The sequence below is a fragment of the Campylobacter sp. RM6914 genome (assembly GCF_004803835.1).
GTDB lineage: Bacteria > Campylobacterota > Campylobacteria > Campylobacterales > Campylobacteraceae > Campylobacter_A > Campylobacter_A californiensis.
Map to the genome: position 1 here is coordinate 1,043,962 of NZ_CP012545.1, position 19,131 is coordinate 1,063,092.

Genomic DNA, 19,131 nt, shown 5'->3' on the forward strand with positions numbered 1-19,131 from the left:
ACCTACTTTATAAAATTATCATAAAATGAACTGATGAATACGATTAAAATAATAAAAGGAATTATAAATTTAACATACCAGTGCCAAAAATTAACGATCTTAACGCACTTTTCACTACCTTTTAAAATTTCAGCTTTCGCTTCATCGCCTAATACCCAGCCTACAAACAAGGCGCATCCAAGCGAAGTAAGAACGAAAAATATCGTCGCACTTATCGCGTCATAGGCATCAAATATATTTTTACCAAAGATTGTAATATGAGAAAGTAAATTTGTAGCCATTAGACTAGGGATATTGCCCAAAACAAAAATTCCTCCAAGAACTATAAATATCGCCTTTTTACGGCTTACTTTAAATTTTTCCTGTAAGGTTGTTATCATAACCTCATAAATCGGAAGCGATGTTGTAAGTGCCGCTATCATTAAAAGCGTAAAAAACGCCGTCGCGATAAGGCTACCAAACGGCATATGAGAGAAGACTATCGGTAAACTTTTAAAGACAAGACTTGGACCGCTGTTTGGCTCGATACCAAAACTAAAGAGAGAAGGAAATATCATAAAGCCAGCAAGCACGGCGATAGCCGTGTTTAAAATGCCAGTTATCACTGAAATTTTAACAAGACCTTCGTCTTTTTTTACAAAGCTAGAAAGTGTTATCATCACGCCAAAACCAAGTGATAAAGCAAAAAATACCTGTCCCAAAACGTCGATAAACAGCTTCATATTTATCTTAGAAAAATCTGGCGTAAGATAAAATTTAATGCCTTGCGCAGCTCCATCAAGAGTTATGTTTTTAGCAACCATTGTTAGCATAAGTAAAAACAAAATCGGCATTAGATATTTTGCTGCCTTTTCTATACCTTCAACCGCTCCTTGCACCAAGATAACGTAGTTTACAAGAACAAAAACAAGGGTTGCAAAACTGATAGTCATTGGGTTGTTTATGATATTTTGATTATAAAATTCTGTTGTTTGCGTGATAGTTATGATATTTGATAAGTCAAATAATCCAAAGATAATCTGCCCGATATAGCTTAAAACCCAACCACCGATAACCATATAATAAGACATAATGCCAAACGCACCAAGTAGTCCCATCCAGCCTACTATCTTCCAGTATTTAGCGATACGCTTGCCGTTTGCCATACCGCTAAATGCATCAACCGCATTGACCTTTAGACGTCTGCCGATAGCATTTTCAACCAATATCATGGGAATTCCTATCACTATCATCGCCACAACAAATGTGAGCACATACGCTCCTCCGCCGTTTTGTCCAACCAAATAAGGAAACCTCCACGTTGCACCAAATCCAACGGTAGCACCTGCAACAGCTAAGATATATGTGAGTTTTGAACTCCAGTTTTGCCTCTTTTTCATTTCTTGTTCCGTCTATAAATTTTAAAGCAAAGATTTTAACGAAAAAATGCTTATTTTTTTTAATAAAAAGATATGAATTTATTTGTTTGTCTTACAAAAATATCACAAATTTTTAAAGTCTTCAAGCGTTTCTTACGGTGTGTAAAAACTGCATGTGCTTTCTATACTGTTCAACAACATCGTTTATCAAAGTCGCTTCACTCCAGCCAAGCACGTCATAATCCTGCCCGCCTTCGTTTAAAAATACCTCTGCTCTATAATACAAATCATCGCCGTTAAGGGCTTGAGTGTAGCCTGGGCTATTTCTTTTTACAAGTTTTATGCCGTAGCTAAAGTCTTGTTCGTCCTCCAAGCTCACGCTTAATTTTATAAAATTTCCGCCAGAGTTTTGCTCTATTTTTGAGCTTAAGCCGTTTTTGTCAAATTCATCTTTTAGCTCTGAAAATGCGTCAAAAACAACACTTTGCATAAATTTATACGCATCTTTTTTATTTGGTAGTTCAATGATAGTCTTTAAACGCTCCTGCCAACTTTTTGACAACTCGCCAATAGGCATATTTGAAAAATTTTGCATTTTACTTTTAATATGATCGATCCTTAAAGCTTTAAATAGCCCAAAAATCGCAAACATAAGAGCTAGAGTAAATGGTAAAGCCGCAACTATAGTCATAGCTTGAAGCGAAGCCAAACCTCCTCCTAGCATAAGCGATGCCGCGACTAAACCTATAGCTAGTCCCCAAAAAATTTTCTGCCAAATGGGCGTATTATCAGAGCCGTTTGAACAAAGCATATTTATCACCATCGCAGCAGAGTCGGCTGATGTTATAAAAAATACAACTACCATTAAAATCGCGATAATACATAATATCTTTGATAGTGCGAAATTTTCTAAAAAAACAAAAAGAGCAGTTGCTACGTCGCTAACAACGGCGTTTGCCAAAGTAACATCACCGCCGTTTACTAAATTTATAGCGCTATTGCCAAAAAAGGTCATCCACATAAAAGTAAATCCCGTCGGGACAAAAAGCGCACCGATGACAAATTCTTTTATGCTTCTACCTTTTGAAATTTTAGCTATAAAAAGCCCCACAAAAGGCGACCATGAAAGCCACCAAGCCCAGTAAAGCAGTGTCCAGCCGCCAAGCCAACCGTCACTCATCTTTCCATAAGCATTTAGGTTAAAGGTATTTGCGGTAAGAGCCGCGATGTATTCGCCACTATTTTGCACCAAAGCCCTTAAAAGACCGGTGGTTTCTCCTAAAAACAGAATCAAACTCATAAAAACAATAGCCGTTATGATGTTTAAATTTGATAATATTTTTATCCCTTTATCAACCCCAAGTGCCGCCGAAGCTGTTGCACAAAGACAGAGTATAACAAGCAAGGTTATATTAATATCGGGCATCTTAAGCACATAACTAAGTCCTGCATTTACCTGAATAACGCCGTATCCCAGCGAAGTAGCCACACCAAAAAGCGTAGCTATAACAGCAAAAATATCTATAACATCTCCCAACCTGCCGTAAATTTTATCACCTATAAGCGGATAAAACGCCGAACGAAGCGTAAGCGGTAAGTTGTGTCTATACGCAAAAAACGCCAAGATCAGTGCAACTATAGCATATACAGACCAAGCACTTATACCCCAATGAAAAAACGTGATATTCATAGCAAGCCTTGCTGCTTCAACGCTTTTACCCTCTCCAATAGGAGGAGTTAAAAAGTGCATAAGCGGTTCACCTACTCCAAAAAATACAAGCCCTATCCCCATGCCTGCTGCAAAAAGCATGGCAAACCATGAGATATTTGTGTATTCCGGTATGGAGTGATCCGCACCTAGCTTTATCTCTCCAAAGCGCGAAAATCCAAGCACAAATACGCTTAAGACTATAATTGCGATAGATAAAACATAAAACCAACCAAATTTATCAGCTACTAAATCCTGCGCACCTTTAAAAATTTGTCTTGAACTTTCAGGAAAAATAAGCGAGAAAATTGTTATTAAAAATATAACAATAATCGAAGGATAAAATACTTTTGGATTAAATTTACTCTTTTTTACTCTCATTTGTCACCTTTAAACTGTATTTGTATCAAAAATAACACAAAAAAGTAAATGTCTAAAAACAAACAAGAGCAAACTCTCATTAAAAAATTTACAAATAAACAAGGCTCTAGCCGTAAAACACGGCTAGATATCACTTACCAATCACTTGGATCGAGTGGCTCGTTAGGCGTAAAAGTGCATTCGCTACCTTTGCATTTTACAGCTGCATCTATATAAACACCTTTTGTAAAGCCACCTTTTTTAGCCTTAGACTGTGCTTCTAAAGCACGACCGCCGGCTGCGCAGTGAAAGATTACATAAGTGTCAGGAAGTTTTGATAAAAATGTCTTTTCGTCATTTTCTTCAATAGATATATGAAGTGAACCAGGAACAAAACCTGTCGCTCTCTCATCGCTTCTTCTTACGTCAACTATAGTTACGCCTGCCGGTAATTTTTTATAATTTGCCAAAAACCATTCGCCGTCAACAGAACCTATGTCAAGCCCTTTTTTGATCGGCCCCATAAACGGTGTGCTAAGTTTTGCAACGGCTCCGCTTGCTGCGGCTTCGCTTCCACCTTTAGTTGTTTTTAGCCCCGCTTCTTTCCATGCAGGAACTCCCGCTGAGTAGTTTGCAACTTTAGTATAACCAAGAGAGACTAGCTTTTGAGCTACTATGTGTGACTTTTTGCAGTCATAACCTTGGCAAAACGTAATAATCTGCGTATCTTTGGCACTTGGAAATCTACCGCTAAGTTTATCAAGCTCGGTATCTGTTATAGATATCGCTCCAGGGATGCTTTCTGCTAGAAATTTAGCATAAGGTCTAGCATCTATCATAAATGCCGAGTTGGCGTCAAATGCATTTTTAACAGTTGGGGTACCAACTTCGATATAGTCTTTTTTAGACCATTCAGGATAGCCTGCTTGGTATAATTTTACGTTTTTATAACCTAGCTCTTTAAGCATGATGGCCACTTTTGGACTTTTTGCACAGTCCCAACCTTGACAAAAAACGATAATCTCTTTGTCTTTTGGCGTGCCGTCTATCCTTTTTACATGATCTTTAAAGTCCGTATCATGAATTTGGATACTTGACGGGATAGTTCCTGCATTATAATGTCTATCAGGTCTTGCGTCTATAAATAACGCTTCCGAATTACCCCTCATACCGCTTCCAAGCTTGCTTCTTACATAAGAAAAGTCTACAACCTCAAGCTTGCCTTTTTCGATTAACGACTTAACCGAGTCGGACGGTTTTGTAGCTATAGCTTGTGCCGCTGTAGCAGAAGTATTTGACGTAGCACAACCGCTAAACATCAAAGCCGTTGTAAGCGCAATAGCGCTAATAAATTTCAATTGCATAGTTTCTCCTTTTGTAAAAATGGTTTAAATTCTTCCAGGTAGCATTCCGTGGAAAATTATAGGTTTCATCATATATACCTTAAGCAACCACATACTCCATCGCTCTTTAGTCGGATCAAGAGGGAAAGACGGCGCAGGCTTGCCAGACCAGTCAAACTCGGCAAACATTACGGTGCCGATACTTGTGATAAACGGACAAACTGTATATCCGTCGTATTTAGCAGGCAGCTTATCTTTTTTCTCCATTACGGCGATTAGGTTATCCACAAGCACGTGATACTGTTTTCTAGAGCTTCCGCCGGTTTTTCCAAGAGGCACGGCAGCACAGTCACCTATAGCAAAGACATTCGGATAGGCTGTATGTTGAAGCGTTTCTTTATTAGCCGGCACCCAGCTAGCAGGCGAGCCAAGAGGTGATTTACCTACAGCATCTGGTGCTTTTTGAGGTGGAACAACATGTAAAAAGTCAAATTTTTTCTCAAATGTTTCCTTTTTGGTTATCATCTCATACTCTTCTAGGTCTTTATCCCACTCGCCTTTTTCGACCCATGTTTTTTCAAAAGTTGCAACTTGATTTTGAGTATCTACCGCTACCAAACGTGTTTTAAATTCCCATTTAAAATCGCGCTTGCTAAACTGCTCTTCTATAGCTTTTGCATATTCGGGCACTCCAAAAAGCTTGTCGCTATTTGTGTAAAATAAAATTTCAACCTTATCTCTTACGCCTGCTTTTTTAATTAGATCGTTTGCGATATACATTACCTTTTTAGGTGCGCCACCGCATTTTACAGCAGTAGGTGAGTCTGTAAAGATAAGTTGGAGTTTTTCGTTACCTTTTAAATTTTTAGCCTTTTTTATTATCTCTTGTATACCATCATAAGTATCAACGGAACCTTCTGCAAAATAAAGCGAATAAACACCGTTTTTGCCGACTTTTTTACGCACTTCGTCGCAATTTCCAAGAGTGGTTATCTCACCCTCAAGACCTTTTATGGCTCCATAATTTAAAGTAACACCCATAGCAACCACAAGATAGTCGTAACCAACCTCGGTGCCGTCTTCAAGTATCACTTTGTTATTTTCAGGATCGAAATTTTTAGCTGCTTTTTGTATCCAATTAACCTCTTTTGGCATGAAGTCACTTGTTTGATAAATAATATCTTCTTTCTTATATACACCTGCGGCTATAAGAGTCTGACCGGCCTGATATGAAACAGATATAGGATTTGGCTCGATCACGGTTATATCTGGGCTTCTTAGTCTTTTGCAAAGTTTTGCCGCAGTCGCAACACCGGACAAACCGCCTCCAACGATGACTATCCTGCCAGTAGCCGAAGAGGCAGCTTGGGCTGATACAGGTGCAGCTGCATTTGACAACACTCCCGCCGCTAAAGGTGAGATAGCTATAAGTTTCATTGCCTCTCTACGAGAAAGCTTATGACCATTTTTTTCAAGCTCATCAAGAACTTCATTGATAATCTTGTCTTGGCTCATAAAATACTCCTTTATATAAAATCATATTTTTAAATTTTAAAGTTACATTGTTCTTTTAAGGAACACAGCAATTGTATCATCATCTAAAAATTTATTTTGTAACAAAGTTACATTATTTTAGACTGACATTAAGCTATGATTACAGTGTTAAAACAAAATTTTAAACATACCAAAAGGAGTAGAAATGAAAAAAATAATCTCATGCGCTTTAATAGCAATGATGGGGCTTTCAATAGCCAGTACTACGGCATTTGCCGACTATGCAAGAGGTCAAAAGCTATATCTTAAGTTTATGAAAGATGCTACAGGCATAAAAGGTGATGCTTTTGCGGCACAACACACAATAGCAGAGTGGAAAGGCATGTGTGAAAACGAAGGTGAAGGCTTTATAAAGGCGATGTCATCGAAGTTTCCAAGTGCAAATGATTTTTTAAGTGGAGCACAATTTAAGAAATTTCAACCTGACATTTGTGACTTTGTGATCCATTACGCAAAAGATAGCGGCAACGTTCCTTCTTGCTAAAAACCTTATTCACTCCTGAATTTTAAAATTTAGGAGTGAAAATTTTACTTTCTACACTAAATTCTCTAAATTTTCTGAAATTTCAAGCACTTCAAAATATTCATTTTCTAATTTTTCAAGCTCGGCTTTTTTACTTTCAAGTTCGTCGTAAATTTTATTAATACCAATCTCTTGATAAATTTGCGGATCGCTTAAAGCTGTTTCAAGCTCTAAAATTTTAGCCTCTAAACTTTCTATCAAAGCCGGATTTTCATTTAAAATTTTGTTTTGTTTGTAACTTAACTTTGATCCGCTTTTTTGCTTTTGAACGGTTGTGGTTTGGTTTTTTATTAACTCGTTTTCAAACTCATCTATCTCGCCAAGCTCATCTTTTAGCTCCAAATACGCGCTGTATTCATTATGCACAACCTCGATATTTTGACCCTCAAATGCCCAAAGTTTATTTGAAATTTTATCAACAAAATACCTGTCATGACTTACAAAGATAATCGCTCCCGTAAAGCTTTGCAGATACTCTTCAAGGATGTTTATGGTAGCGATATCAAGGTCATTTGTCGGCTCGTCAAGAACCAAAATATCATACTCTTTAGTAAAAAGAAGTGCAAGTGCGACGCGGTTTTTTTCACCACCGCTTAAAACACCTACTGGCTTATCAAGATACTCTTTTGGAAATAAAAAATTTTTAAGATATCCGTAAACGTGCATATTTCGTCCGCGCACCATCACGTGATCACCGCCATTTGGGCAAAAAATTTCTATTAAATTTTTATCATCGTTTAGTTCGCTTCGATTTTGATCAAAGTATCCAACCCTCACTTCTCCACGCTCTATCTTGCCTTTAAATGGCGGGATTTTGCCCAAAAGAGCTTTTAAAAGCGTGCTTTTACCACTTCCGTTTCGCCCTACTATCGCTATACGTTCACCTTGAAGAATTCTTGCGTTAAAGTCCTTTAACAGCTCTTTATCGCCAATTTTTAGCGTCAGGTCTTTTACCTCAAAAAGCATTTTTTTACGATTAGTCGAGTGGGTTTGGTTGAAATTTTTACTTGCGCGTTCCAGTTCTAGCTTTACGCGTCTTATCACGCCTGGGTTTTTCTTGGCTTCTTCGCGCATAGCCAGCACACGTTCTTTACGTCCTTCATTACGCTTTAGCCTTGCTTTAACACCGCGTCTTAGCCACTCCTCTTCGCTTTTTAAATTTTTTAAAAGCGTCTCATGGGTTTTAGCCATACTCTCTAAAATTTCTTGTTTTTTAGCCAAATAATACGCATATCCGCCGTCAAATGACCTTATTTTCGCCTCTTCTATCTCTATGCTTCTAGTTGCGATAGCATCTATAAAATAGCGATCGTGACTTATAAATATAATGGTTTGCTTTGAGTTTTTAAGCATATCCTCTAAAAATCTAACCATATAAACATCAAGATGGTTTGTAGGCTCATCAAGCAGTAAAACATCAGGCTTTTTAAGGATAAGTGCACCCAGTGCAACACGCCTGATCTCTCCTCCGCTTAGGCTGTTTACTAGGCGATTTTCATACTCTTTTAGACTAAATTGAACAAGCACTTGCTCTATGCTTCGCTCTATATCCCAGCCGTCTTTACTCTCTATAAATTTAATAAGCTCATCGGCCCTTGCGTGTATGGCGGTATTTTCAGGCTCATGAGCAAGAATTTCAACCACTTTTGCATACTCGTCACGTGCTTCAAAAATTTCTTTAAGTTCTAAATTTAAAACACCTTTAACACTTAAACCATCATCGTATTTTGGGGCCTGAGAGAGCATTTGCACGCTTATGTTGTTTTGTGTTACAACACGTCCGCTATCAACATCATAAGCACCGCAGATAATCTTCATCAATGTGCTTTTACCACCACCGTTTTTGCCGATTATGGCGATTCTCTCGCGTTCATTTATACTTAGGCTAACTTCATTTAAAATTTCATTTGGACCAAATTTTTTACTAACTTCGATAAGATCTATCAACGCCATTTTTAAACCTAAAATGAAATTCCCATACTTAGCGCAATGACGCAAAGCACAAAGGCAAGAGGAACATAAACATATCTTCCGATGTTATACCATAAGTCGCCGTGCTTTTTGGCCGCTCCAGTGTTTATCTCGTCCATTATCTCCTCTTTTTTTATCACCCAAAACCAAGAAAGAGCGCCGATAACTGCACCGATAGGAATGATATATATGCTAACAAGATCCATCCACGGTCCCCAACTTGAGATCATCTCCATGTTTATACCAACTCCTAAGCATACAACACAAAGAGCGACAAGCACGTGAGTTCGTTTTAGTTTTGGAAATTTATGAAGTATCGACTCGGCTACAGCCTCAAACATATTTTGCAAAGATGAAATTCCGCCAAAAATAACAGCCGTAAAAAGTATGATCGCAAAAATTTGCCCACCTGGCATATCTTGTAAAATTTTAGGCAAGGTTACAAAAAGAAGTTTAGGTCCAGCAGCAGGATCCATAGAGTAGGCAAATACGGCAGGTATCATAACAAATGCCGCCACAGTAGCCGCTATGGTATCAAATATCGCCGTCTTTCTTGCAGAGTCAACCACGTCTTCAGTCTTTGGCAAATACGCACCATAAACTATCATGCCAGAGCCCGTAATGGAAAGCGAGAAAAACGCCTGTCCCATAGCCGCAACCCAAACCATAGGGTCGCTAAGCTTTGAGAAATCAGCCTTAAATATAAATTTATACCCCTCAAAAGCACCATCAAGCATAGCAACACGCACCGCCAAAATAGTAAAAAGTATAAAAAATAACGGCATCATGATCTTGTTTGTTTTTTCGATACTTTTTGCTCCAAAAAATAACGTAAGCAAAGTGCCGACCACAACGATAATGTGAAAAGGCACAACCGAATACGGCGTAAGAGCGAAGGACTCAAACCAGGTATTTGTATCAACGCTCATTAAAGAGCCACTAAGCGCTTGCGTTAAAGCCTTTAAAACGTAAGCTATGATTACCGCGTAGCCGATAGCTATACACATAGAGCCTGCAAGCGGTATCCAGCCTAAAATTTTACCAACGCCGCCGAGTCCTCTTGTTGCAAAGGCGTATTCGTATGAGCCAAGAGTTCCTGTTTTAGCCCTTCTGCCGATAGCATACTCCGCACTTAATGCAACATAAGAAAAAAGTGCGATAAACATTAGATAGATGATCAAAAAAGCACCACCACCGTTTGCGCCGACCTTATACGGAAAGCCCCAGACATTCGCCATGCCAACGGCAGAGCCGACACACGCGATAATAAAAGCCCACCTAGAGGTAAAATTTTTCTTTTCCATTTTTCATCCGTTAAAATTTAGTTTTTGTATGATTATACTTAAAAAATCTTATTTGTAAGAAACAATAATGCGTCCAAAAGCCAAAGTGTGTAAAATTTACAAGCTTTAAACTAAAATTTCTACTATTTTAGGTAAAATCAGCACTTTTATAAGGAAAATTTTATGAATTTATCTCTCAAAAAACTTACCATACCTATATTTTTGGATATGTTTTTACACTTTATAACACTCATCATAAACACATATATGGTGACAAAGGTAAGCGTTCATCTAGTCGGAGCTATGGGCGCAGGAAACCAAGTCATGGACCTGTTTATGACGATATTTGGCTTTTTAAGCGTGGGTTGCTCTATCGTAGTGGCACAAGCCTTAGGCGCTAAGAACAAAAAACTTGTAAAACGCGTCATTCACGCAAGTATAACATTTAACTCTATCGTAGGGCTTTTGTCTGCGACATTTATCTTTTTTTACGGATATGAAATTTTAGAGCTTCTAAAAGTCCCGGCAAATTTACAACAAGAAAGCTATACCTACTTACATATGCTTGGTTTTGCACTCATGTTTGACGGTATCGGCATGGTGCTTGCTGCGATTTTGCGCGTTTATGGATATGCTACCGAGGTTATGTTTGTTTCGTTTTTAATGAACATTATAACCGTTGCAGGTAACGCCATCATGCTTTTTGGTTGGTTTGGCTTGCCAAGTTACGGACTATACGGGGTTGCTATATCAACCATAGCAGGACGATTTGTCGGACTTATCGTGCTTGCCATTATGCTTATCCGCCTTGCAAAAGTTAGAATTTTCATTAAAAGACTATTTAGCTTACCATTTAACGTCTTGCGTAAAATTTTGCATGTCGGGCTTCCAAGCGCCGGAGAAAACCTGCTTTGGATGGCTCAATACATGGTCGCCTTTGGCTTTGTTGCAAGTATGGGAGAAGCAAGTTTGTCGGTGCAAACAATTTACTTTCAAATAACACTTTTAATACTTCTGTGCGGGGCAAGCATAAGCATAGCAAACGAAGTTATAGTCGGGCATTTGGTTGGCGCTAAGCAGTTTGAAGAGGCTTATCTCCGTACTTTTAGGGCATTAAGATACGGCGTTATTGCAACCGTTGTTGTTGTGCTTATAATGTTTGCGTTAAAAGACCTTATCATGCATGAGTTAAATTTAACACAAGAGTTAAAAGATGTTATGTTGCCACTTTTTACACTATCTATCGTGCTTGAGATCGGCAGGACATTTAATATCGTTATCGTAAATGCTCTTCGTGCTAGCGGCGATGCTAGATTTCCATTAATGACGGGCTTAGTTTTTATGTGGGGCGTAAGTCTTCCGCTTGGGTATTTTTTAGGAATTTATCTTGGCTGGGGGATACTTGGCGTTTGGATAGGATTTACGGCTGATGAATGGCTAAGAGGACTTGTTAATACTTGGCGCTGGAAGAGTAAAAAATGGCAGTCAAAACGGCTTGTATAAATTTTTATAACCTACAAGTTAAGCTAAATTTCAAACCGCGCGTTAAAAACACTCATTTAAGAGTAGCTAAAAACGCGCAAATTTCGATGACGCTACCCTTTCGTGCCACTCAAAAACAAGCTATAGATTTTTTAGAAAAAAACAAAGAGTGGCTTATAAATACACATGAGAGAATTTTAAAAAACATGCCAAAAGATGATGAATTTATCCTACTTGGCAAAATTTATAAGATAAAATTCGATGAAATTTACAAGATACCTGTGATCGATGACAATGAAATTTTAGTAAAAGATAAAAACTTGCTTGAAAAATTTAAAAAAACCAGAGCAAAGGAAATTTTTAGCAAAGCAATAATGGAATTTAAGCCACTTATGAATCGTGAGGTTAATCGCATCACCGTAAGAAATATGCAAACTAGATGGGGGAGTTGCAACTCTCGCAAAGGATATATAAATTTAAATATAAATTTGATAGAAAAAGACGAAGAGCTCATAAAATACGTCGTTCTTCACGAACTAACACATCTTATATATCCGCATCATCAAAAGAGTTTTTATAACTTTATCGAGCGTATAATGCCTGACTTTAGAAAGAGAGAGAAAAGACTAAACGGCAAGATCGTATAGGAAATTTAAATTAAAAAAACCGATGTTCAAATTTAAAACCTAAACATCGGGAATTTAATCTTAAGCAGTGGCTAGGGATTTTTCTCGTTTATTTTTCATCCACTGAGTAGCAAATACAAACATATATATACCAAATCCTATCGCATAAGCGGCGTATTCGTTTGGCACAACAGAGTATTTAGCACAGATGTTTGGCACAAGCATCAAAGGCACAACTGATACCAAAAGCACCCTTTCCCAAATTCTGACTTTTGTCACAAAATACCCTTGCAAAACACTCGAAAATGCAAACATACCAATTACTGTCATTGCAAAAACAAGTAGTATTTCAAAAGGATTACTCATCCAAACTATCCCTTTTGCATCAAGCGGATCATCTGGGTTTACGCTTTCGATTAGCATAAGTTTGTTATTAAAGAAAAATGCAAACGGCAAGATCGCAGTTCTAAGATCATAGAAAAATCCTTGAAGTCCGACTATGACTGGATTTGCCTTGGCAATACCTGCTGCCGCATATGCAGCGATACCAACAGGCGGTGTATCGTCGGCTAAAATTCCAAAATAAAACACAAACATATGTGCAGCTATAGCCGGCACTAAAAAGCCGTTTTTATACGCTAGAAGCAGTATAACAGGCGCGACCAAGCTTGAAACAACTATGTAGTTTGCCGTAGTAGGAAGCCCCATACCAAGCACCAGCGACATAACAGCGGTAAGAAGTAGGATTAAGATTATATTATTTCCGGCGACTTGCTCGACTATCTCTGAAAGCACTTGACCAAGTCCCGTTAGCGATATAGAGCCGACAATAATACCCGCAAGTCCTGTTGCTACAGCTATCGTAGTCATGCTTTTTGCCGCAGAAACCATTGCCCAAAATATATCGCTAAAACCGACCAAAACGTCATCTTTGCTTATCTTTTCGCCTTGGGCTAGTTTTTTTACAGGCTCTTGAAATATCATTATCAAAAATAAAAATCCTATCGCATTAAACGCTGCCGATATAGCAGACTCTTTTGCAATCAAAAGCGTATAAAGCAGGACTAGTATCGGCGTGATATAATGTATACCGCTAAGGAAAATTTTAAGCCTTGAGTGGTATTCGCTTTGCTCTATCCCCTTTAATCCCAATTTACAGCTTTCTAAATGCACGATAAAAAATAACGAGATATAACATGCAAATGCAGGTATAACAGCCGCCATCATGACATTTGTATATGTCATACCTAAAAATTCAGCGATGATAAATGCAGCTGCACCCATAATAGGAGGCATAAGTTGACCATTTACTCCTGCCGCAACTTCGATAGCGCCTGCTTTTGTTCTACTAAGACCGGCTTTTTTCATAAGTGGGATGGTAAAAGTTCCAACAGTCACAACGTTTGCAGTTGAGCTTCCGCTTACCATGCCTGTTAATCCACTTGCTATAACTGAAGCTTTTGCCGGACCACCTCTAAATTTACCAAGTAAAGAAAAGGCTAAATTTATAAAATACTGCCCTGCTCCGGCTCTTTCAAGCAATGATCCAAAAAGCACAAAAAGATATATAAAACTAACACTAACACCGATAGGAACTCCAAAAATTCCCTCCGTTGTTAAAAACATATGACCGGCTAATTTCTCAAAACTTGCACCCTGATGCGCGATAATATCTGGCATATATCGCCCAAAATAATCATACAATAAAAATAAAATCGAAATAATACCAAGTGCCGGACCGATGACTCTTCTGCCTGCTTCTATAAGCACGATAACCGCGATAAATGCGATAATTACATCTCTTTGTAAATAATCACCAGGTCTTTCAGCCAAACTATAAAATTCAATAGCCGGATAAAGCACGGCCAAGGTACCGACAACACATAGTATTAGATCATAAAATGGCAAGCTTGTATGTGCTTTTTTGTGAAAAGTAACCGGATAAAGTAAGAATACAAGTGATATCGCAAAGGCAAGGTGTGCCGATCTTGCAATGTTTGTGTTTAAAGGAAAATACGCTATATAAAGCTGAAATACAGACCATGAAAAGCATAAAATAGCTACAAAACAGTTGTAAAAATTACTATTTATCTCTCTCGTTTTGACTTCAACGAATTGCTCTTCGTTCTCGTGAGTTTTATTCTCCATACCTCTCCTTGCTTAAAATCTTAAAAAGCCTAAATTATATCAAAATAAAAATTTTTAACTGCTTAGCTAGCGTTTTAAAATATAGATTTTTTAAAAATTTAAGTGATTTTCAGCAGAAAAATCTGCTGAAAAATTTTAATTATTTTATAATCCCAGCTTCTTTAAATACAGCCTCAGCCGCAGGGTGTAAAGGCGCTGAAAGACCTTGGATTAAGCTCTCTTTTGTTACTGATTTTAGCGCAGGGTGTAAAGTTTTATACTCATCAAAATTATCAAGTATTGACTTAACAACAGCTCTAACAGCCTCATTGCTAGCACTTTCATCAGCCACCAAAACAGCCTTAACACCTATACTATTTACATCTCTATTTATACCTTCATAGCTACCGTTTGGTATAACACCTTTTGCAAAATACGGATAGTCGGCTATCATCTTATCAACGTCTTCGCCAGTAATATCCAAGATGTCAATAGGCATTGAGTTTGCCGCATCAGTGATATTTGCTGTAGGGTGTCCCACCATAAAGCTATAGCCGTCTATTTTTTTATCTTTTAGCGCATGAGGGCACTCTTGCACCGTCAAAACACCACGATATCCAAGCTTAGCAACATCAAATTTCTTAGCTTTAAACACAGCTAGGGTTGTTACTTCGTTACCACTACCAGGATTTCCTACATTGTATTTTTTACCGGCTAAGTCTTCAATGCTTTTTATACCGCTATCCTTTGTAACAACAAGCGCTAAAAGCTCAGGATATATAGATACGACCGAGCGCAATCTTTGATCACCCATTTTTTCAAATTTGCCAGTTCCGTTAAATTTATCATAAACCACATCACTTTGAACAAAACCAAATGTAAGCTCTTTTTTAAGCACGTTATTAACGTTATAAACAGAACCGCCGGTTGATTGAACTGAACATTTGATATTTGGATCTTTGTTTACAAGTCTGCATATAGCGCCTCCTATAGGATAGTAAGTGCCTGTCATGCCGCCAGTGCCTATACTTACAAATTCTTTAGCGCCTAAAGTAGAAGCAAGCAGTAAGCCTGAAAGTATCAATGAACTTTTTTTCATATTTTCTCCTTTGTGATTTTGTCGATAGACAACCTTATTTTGTCATTTTTACAATTTTTTTGCAAGAAATTAGTAAAAAATTTATCATTTTTTATAAAAATGTGTAAAAATGAAATTACCTTTAAAATTTTAATAACTAAGAAAAAATTTATATTATTTTTTATTGTATTTATAAAATTATAAATATTTTTCGCCCTTAGTCGATAAATCTCTTTGTTAATTTTCCATAGAACTCTATCCTGCGATCACGTAAGAACGGCCAAATTCTACGCACTTCTTCGCTTCTTTTCATATCGATATCTACTAAAAAACACTTCTCACTGGCACTATCGGCTCTAAAAATTTGCTCTCCTTGTGAGCCAAAAACAAAGCTATTACCCCAAAATCTTATGCCGTCTGCGACTCCAGAGCTATCAGTTTCAAAACCAATGCGATTTACAGCCACTACCGGCACTCCGTTTGCCACGGCATGCCCCCTTTGCACTGCTACCCATGCTTCAAGCTGGCGTGACTTTTCATCTTCGCCATCACCGTCAAACCAACCGATCGCAGTTGGATAAATTAAAATTTCAGCCCCCTTTAAAGCCATCAGTCTTGCAGCCTCAGGATACCACTGATCCCAACACACCAAAACACCTAGTTTGCCAACACTTGTTTGTATCGGCTCAAAGCCAATGTCTCCAGGCGTGAAATAAAATTTCTCATAAAAAAGCGGATCATCGGGGATATGCATCTTTCTATATTTACCAGCCATGCTTCCATCGCGCTCAAACACAAAAGCCGTGTTATGATAAAGTCCGGCGGTGCGCTTCTCAAATAGCGAAGTTACTAAAACTACGTTGTTTTGTTTTGCTACATCGCTCCAAAATTTAACATCACTCTCCCACTCGTTTGCAAGATCAAAAAAGGCCGTATCTTCACTTTGGCAAAAGTATTGCGTCTGGTGAAGCTCCTGAAGCACCACTAATTTAGCGCCGCCGCTGGCTGCTTCTTTGATAAGGTCACAAGTTTTTTTGATCGTTTCTTCTTTTGAGCCGTGAAATTTTTGTTGGATCAAAGCTGTTTTCATTATTTTCCTTTATTTTAATTTTAATCATCATACGGGTCAAGATGAGTAGTGAAATTCCATTCAAATTCGCTAAATTTAAGAGCTATCTCTCTTTCAATCTCATTTGAAATTTCATGCGCGTCAAAGAGTGAAATTTCACGGTTAAAAACCAAATGAACCCCAAGGTAGCAGATGTTTGCGCTTTGTCTGCTAGTAAGCCCGTGAAAGCCTGCAACCTGCGGTTTTGACAAGATTATCTCTTTTATGGCATCTGTTACGTTTTCATCAAGTGCTTTATCCAAAAGCACGCCTACGCTTTCTTTCATTAAATTTACCGCACTCACAGCTATATAACCGCTAATTATAATACCAAAAATAGCATCTATCATAACAAATCCGCTAAATTTAATAATCAAAAGAGCTGCCACAACGGCTAAATTTGTTACAAGGTCGCTCTTATAATGCAGCGCGTCGGCTTTTATTATCAAGTTATTGGTTCGCTTTGTAACTCTGTTTAAAAACGCTACCAAAATGCCGGTTACAACCAACGAAAAACACATCACTAAAATACTAATATCGACATTTATGCTAACTTCGTCCGCTCTTATCTTCATAATGCTTTCATAAAGGATAAAAAGCGCGATGCCAATGATAAAAATACCCTCAAACAATGCAGCCAGCGCCTCTACTTTTGTATAGCCGAAGTTAAATTTTGCGTTTGGCGAGGCTTGGGATTTTCTAATCGCAAAAAAATTTAAGACCGATACAAGCAGGTCAAGCATAGAGTCGATCGCCGAGCTAAGCACGGCAACAGAACCGCTAAAAACACCTGCTATAAATTTAACAACAGCCAACACAAAAGCCGTAAAACCGGCGATCAAAACAGCATTTCGTTGAGTTTTTTTAACAGACATTTTTGTATCGTCTTTTGCGTCCATCATCTTTTTCCTGCAAATCTATTTTGACTAGAGCAGTGAAGCGAGCCGTTTTGGCGCACAAAAACCAAAGAATTTACCCCGACGATCTTTAAATTCGGCAACGCTTTACTAAGTAAGCTTAAAACCAACTCGTCGTTTTTGTCGTCGTAAGTCGGCACGATCAACGCGTTATTTACAAATATAAAATTTGTATACGTGCAACCTAATCTTTTGCCGTCGTAAAATTTAGCACTTGGTAGCGGCAATGCGAGCAACTTAAGCCCCGTAGCTTCAAGCTCGGCCTTCATCCTACTAAGCTCCTCGTAATGCTCATCATTTTTATCATCACAACTAGCATAAGCTATCGTATCTGGCGATATAAAACGCGCTAAAGTATCGATATGATGATCCGTGTCATCTCCTTTAATAAAGCCGTGCTTTAGCCAAATTATACGCTCTAAGCCAAATAATTTACTAAGTTTTTCTTCTATCTGCGCCTTACTTAAATTTTTATTTCTATTGTCATTCAACAAGCAATGCTCAGTCGTCAAAAGCGTTTTATCTCCGTCAAATTCAACGCTACCACCCTCAAGTATCATGTCTATATCTTGCATCATACCGCCAAAATGTGCATTTAGGCTTTTATTTGCAAGATCGTCTTTTTTACTATCAAATTTTCCGCCCCAAGCATTAAATTTAAAGTTATAACTTAAAATTTTATCGCCGTTTTTAACATCTATCATACCGTAATCTCTTATCCATGTATCGTTTGTGTCGATACGCAAAAACTCACAGTTTTGAAACTTTCTAAAACGATCTAAAATTTTATCATTAGGACAGATTAAAACACACTTTTGATAAGGCGTAACAGCTGCGACAAGCTCTTCGTATGAGTTTAAAATTTCTTCCAGATACTCCGCCCAGTCGCTGTTTTCATGCGGCAAAGACAAAAGCAAACTCTCTTGTTTTTCCCATTCTGCATAAGCTTTCATTGATCATTTCCTTTTTATGTGACAACATTACAAATTCTCACAAAAATTTACTTACTATGTTATTAAAGCAGATATTTTATCATAAATTTTACAGACAATTTATAAAAATGACAGCCTTGCTAATCGGTGTCTAGGCGACGCTTACTTACACACTTGCCTTTGAAGCGACAAAAACAAAGGCTAAAAATGTGGCGCCTTGTGAGGTAAAAAAGCATGGCATGGATGAAAACGGCGTGATAGATGCCAAGAGTATTATATGTGGTGCAAAGCCAGTAAATGAAACTACAAGATATCTTGAGCCTAAGGCTTTGGACGAAAAGTGCTTTACAGGCACAACCTATCTTTGCTCTAGCTGTCACACAAACAGCAACACTGCGTCAAACCAAAGCCCGTTTATAAGTATCACGGCTAAATTTCCACGGTATAACGCGTAAGCTCTTATCGTTTTCTTTCTCTTAAAATTTTATAAATCCCATAAAGCGTTATGCCTATCCAAAAAACCTCTATCAAAAATGAGCCTAGGTTAAAATGAACACAAAGCGACACGATAAGCAAGACTGCTCCGATCAAATTTATAACCTGAAAACGCATGCTGTTGGCGTCCACTCGTCCGAGTTGAAGTAAAAAATATGCTCCAACAACGCAGAGCATGCCCAAAAATCCAATAAATTGAAAAATATCCACATTAACTCCCGAAAAAAGTTTGTATCTTATCAAAATTTAGCTTTAGTAATTCCGTA

The 19,131-nt window shown here is 38.0% G+C and carries 16 protein-coding genes; 4 read left to right on the forward strand and 12 right to left on the reverse strand.

The genetic code is table 11. The annotated features are described in order from the left end of the window. Positions 1-2 precede the first annotated feature (2 nt). The 4 genes from CCAL_RS05450 to CCAL_RS05465 all read right to left on the reverse strand — a co-directional run bounded on the left by CCAL_RS05450 (position 3) and on the right by CCAL_RS05465 (position 6,284). On the reverse strand, positions 3-1,379 hold the full coding sequence (locus CCAL_RS05450) for a sodium-dependent transporter (RefSeq protein WP_170015536.1): 1,377 nt from the start codon (positions 1,377-1,379) through the stop codon (positions 3-5). 121 nt (positions 1,380-1,500) lie between these two features. Then, positions 1,501-3,447 (reverse strand): BCCT family transporter, encoded by a 1,947-nt coding sequence (locus CCAL_RS05455; protein WP_170015538.1) that lies wholly within the window; start codon positions 3,445-3,447, stop codon positions 1,501-1,503. A 134-nt stretch (positions 3,448-3,581) separates the two neighbouring features. Then, on the reverse strand, positions 3,582-4,790 hold the full coding sequence (locus tag CCAL_RS05460; RefSeq protein WP_170015540.1) for a rhodanese-like domain-containing protein: 1,209 nt from the start codon (positions 4,788-4,790) through the stop codon (positions 3,582-3,584). Between the two features lie 24 nt (positions 4,791-4,814). After that, the gene (locus CCAL_RS05465) at positions 4,815-6,284 is read right to left on the reverse strand and encodes an NAD(P)/FAD-dependent oxidoreductase (protein WP_170015542.1); all 1,470 of its coding nucleotides are present in this window, start codon (positions 6,282-6,284) and stop codon (positions 4,815-4,817) included. Between the two features lie 184 nt (positions 6,285-6,468). On the opposite strand from CCAL_RS05465, the gene CCAL_RS05470 reads away from it, so the two are divergent. Further along, positions 6,469-6,807 (forward strand): hypothetical protein, encoded by a 339-nt coding sequence (locus tag CCAL_RS05470; protein WP_169935565.1) that lies wholly within the window; start codon positions 6,469-6,471, stop codon positions 6,805-6,807. 51 nt (positions 6,808-6,858) lie between these two features. On the opposite strand, the gene abc-f is transcribed toward CCAL_RS05470, so the two are convergent. Next, positions 6,859-8,799 carry a ribosomal protection-like ABC-F family protein gene (gene abc-f / locus CCAL_RS05475; RefSeq protein ID WP_170015544.1) on the reverse strand — a complete coding sequence of 647 codons (1,941 nt, stop codon included), beginning with the start codon at positions 8,797-8,799 and terminating at the stop codon, positions 6,859-6,861. A gap of 8 nt (positions 8,800-8,807) precedes the next feature. Next, positions 8,808-10,121, reverse strand: coding sequence for a sodium-dependent transporter (locus CCAL_RS05480; protein WP_169935561.1), 1,314 nt, complete (start codon positions 10,119-10,121; stop codon positions 8,808-8,810). Positions 10,122-10,283: 162 nt separating this feature from the next. On the opposite strand from CCAL_RS05480, the gene CCAL_RS05485 reads away from it, so the two are divergent. Together CCAL_RS05485 and CCAL_RS05490 are read left to right on the forward strand one after the other, a co-directional pair. Then, positions 10,284-11,603, forward strand: coding sequence for an MATE family efflux transporter (locus tag CCAL_RS05485; protein WP_169935559.1), 1,320 nt, complete (start codon positions 10,284-10,286; stop codon positions 11,601-11,603). Continuing rightward, a complete protein-coding gene (locus CCAL_RS05490; RefSeq protein WP_170015546.1) occupies positions 11,579-12,229 on the forward strand; it encodes a M48 family metallopeptidase in 651 nt (216 codons plus the stop codon). The genes CCAL_RS05485 and CCAL_RS05490 overlap by 25 nt, the downstream gene beginning before the upstream one ends. Positions 12,230-12,289: 60 nt before the next feature. Here the strand turns inward: CCAL_RS05490 and CCAL_RS05495 are convergent, their stop codons facing one another. From CCAL_RS05495 to CCAL_RS05515, 5 genes are all read right to left on the reverse strand, one after another. After that, the gene (locus tag CCAL_RS05495; RefSeq protein WP_170015548.1) at positions 12,290-14,356 is read right to left on the reverse strand and encodes a TRAP transporter permease; all 2,067 of its coding nucleotides are present in this window, start codon (positions 14,354-14,356) and stop codon (positions 12,290-12,292) included. Positions 14,357-14,495: 139 nt separating this feature from the next. Next, positions 14,496-15,434, reverse strand: a complete 939-nt coding sequence (locus tag CCAL_RS05500) for a TAXI family TRAP transporter solute-binding subunit (RefSeq protein WP_169935553.1) — start codon at positions 15,432-15,434, stop codon at positions 14,496-14,498. 196 nt (positions 15,435-15,630) lie between these two features. Further along, the gene (locus CCAL_RS05505) at positions 15,631-16,503 is read right to left on the reverse strand and encodes a carbon-nitrogen hydrolase (RefSeq protein WP_170000014.1); all 873 of its coding nucleotides are present in this window, start codon (positions 16,501-16,503) and stop codon (positions 15,631-15,633) included. 20 nt (positions 16,504-16,523) lie between these two features. Beyond that, entirely contained in the window at positions 16,524-17,420 is an 897-nt protein-coding gene (locus tag CCAL_RS05510) for a cation diffusion facilitator family transporter (RefSeq protein WP_236860478.1), read from the reverse strand. Then, complete coding sequence (locus CCAL_RS05515) at positions 17,420-18,391, reverse strand: agmatine deiminase family protein (RefSeq protein ID WP_170015550.1); 972 nt, start codon at positions 18,389-18,391, stop codon at positions 17,420-17,422. Before CCAL_RS05515 ends, CCAL_RS05510 begins: the two co-directional genes overlap by 1 nt. 188 nt (positions 18,392-18,579) lie before the next feature. Between CCAL_RS05515 and CCAL_RS05520 the strand changes: the two genes are divergently transcribed. Continuing rightward, positions 18,580-18,825 (forward strand): hypothetical protein, encoded by a 246-nt coding sequence (locus CCAL_RS05520; protein WP_170015552.1) that lies wholly within the window; start codon positions 18,580-18,582, stop codon positions 18,823-18,825. Positions 18,826-18,829: 4 nt separating this feature from the next. Here CCAL_RS05520 and CCAL_RS05525 read toward each other — a convergent pair whose 3' ends face one another. Beyond that, positions 18,830-19,075, reverse strand: a complete 246-nt coding sequence (locus tag CCAL_RS05525; protein WP_169935543.1) for a CBU_0592 family membrane protein — start codon at positions 19,073-19,075, stop codon at positions 18,830-18,832. Positions 19,076-19,131: the final 56 nt, after the last annotated feature.

Bases quoted from the DNA above. Each gene is read 5' to 3' on its own strand.
- CCAL_RS05450 (WP_170015536.1), bottom strand. From the start codon at position 1,379: ATGAAAAAGAGGCAAAACTGGAGTTCAAAACTCACATATATCTTAGCT.
- CCAL_RS05455 (WP_170015538.1), bottom strand. From the start codon at position 3,447: ATGAGAGTAAAAAAGAGTAAATTTAATCCAAAAGTATTTTATCCTTCG.
- CCAL_RS05460 (WP_170015540.1), bottom strand. From the start codon at position 4,790: ATGCAATTGAAATTTATTAGCGCTATTGCGCTTACAACGGCTTTGATG.
- CCAL_RS05465 (WP_170015542.1), bottom strand. From the start codon at position 6,284: ATGAGCCAAGACAAGATTATCAATGAAGTTCTTGATGAGCTTGAAAAA.
- CCAL_RS05470 (WP_169935565.1), top strand. From the start codon at position 6,469: ATGAAAAAAATAATCTCATGCGCTTTAATAGCAATGATGGGGCTTTCA.
- abc-f (WP_170015544.1), bottom strand. From the start codon at position 8,799: ATGGCGTTGATAGATCTTATCGAAGTTAGTAAAAAATTTGGTCCAAAT.
- CCAL_RS05480 (WP_169935561.1), bottom strand. From the start codon at position 10,121: ATGGAAAAGAAAAATTTTACCTCTAGGTGGGCTTTTATTATCGCGTGT.
- CCAL_RS05485 (WP_169935559.1), top strand. From the start codon at position 10,284: ATGAATTTATCTCTCAAAAAACTTACCATACCTATATTTTTGGATATG.
- CCAL_RS05490 (WP_170015546.1), top strand. From the start codon at position 11,579: ATGGCAGTCAAAACGGCTTGTATAAATTTTTATAACCTACAAGTTAAG.
- CCAL_RS05495 (WP_170015548.1), bottom strand. From the start codon at position 14,356: ATGGAGAATAAAACTCACGAGAACGAAGAGCAATTCGTTGAAGTCAAA.
- CCAL_RS05500 (WP_169935553.1), bottom strand. From the start codon at position 15,434: ATGAAAAAAAGTTCATTGATACTTTCAGGCTTACTGCTTGCTTCTACT.
- CCAL_RS05505 (WP_170000014.1), bottom strand. From the start codon at position 16,503: ATGAAAACAGCTTTGATCCAACAAAAATTTCACGGCTCAAAAGAAGAA.
- CCAL_RS05510 (WP_236860478.1), bottom strand. From the start codon at position 17,420: ATGGACGCAAAAGACGATACAAAAATGTCTGTTAAAAAAACTCAACGA.
- CCAL_RS05515 (WP_170015550.1), bottom strand. From the start codon at position 18,391: ATGAAAGCTTATGCAGAATGGGAAAAACAAGAGAGTTTGCTTTTGTCT.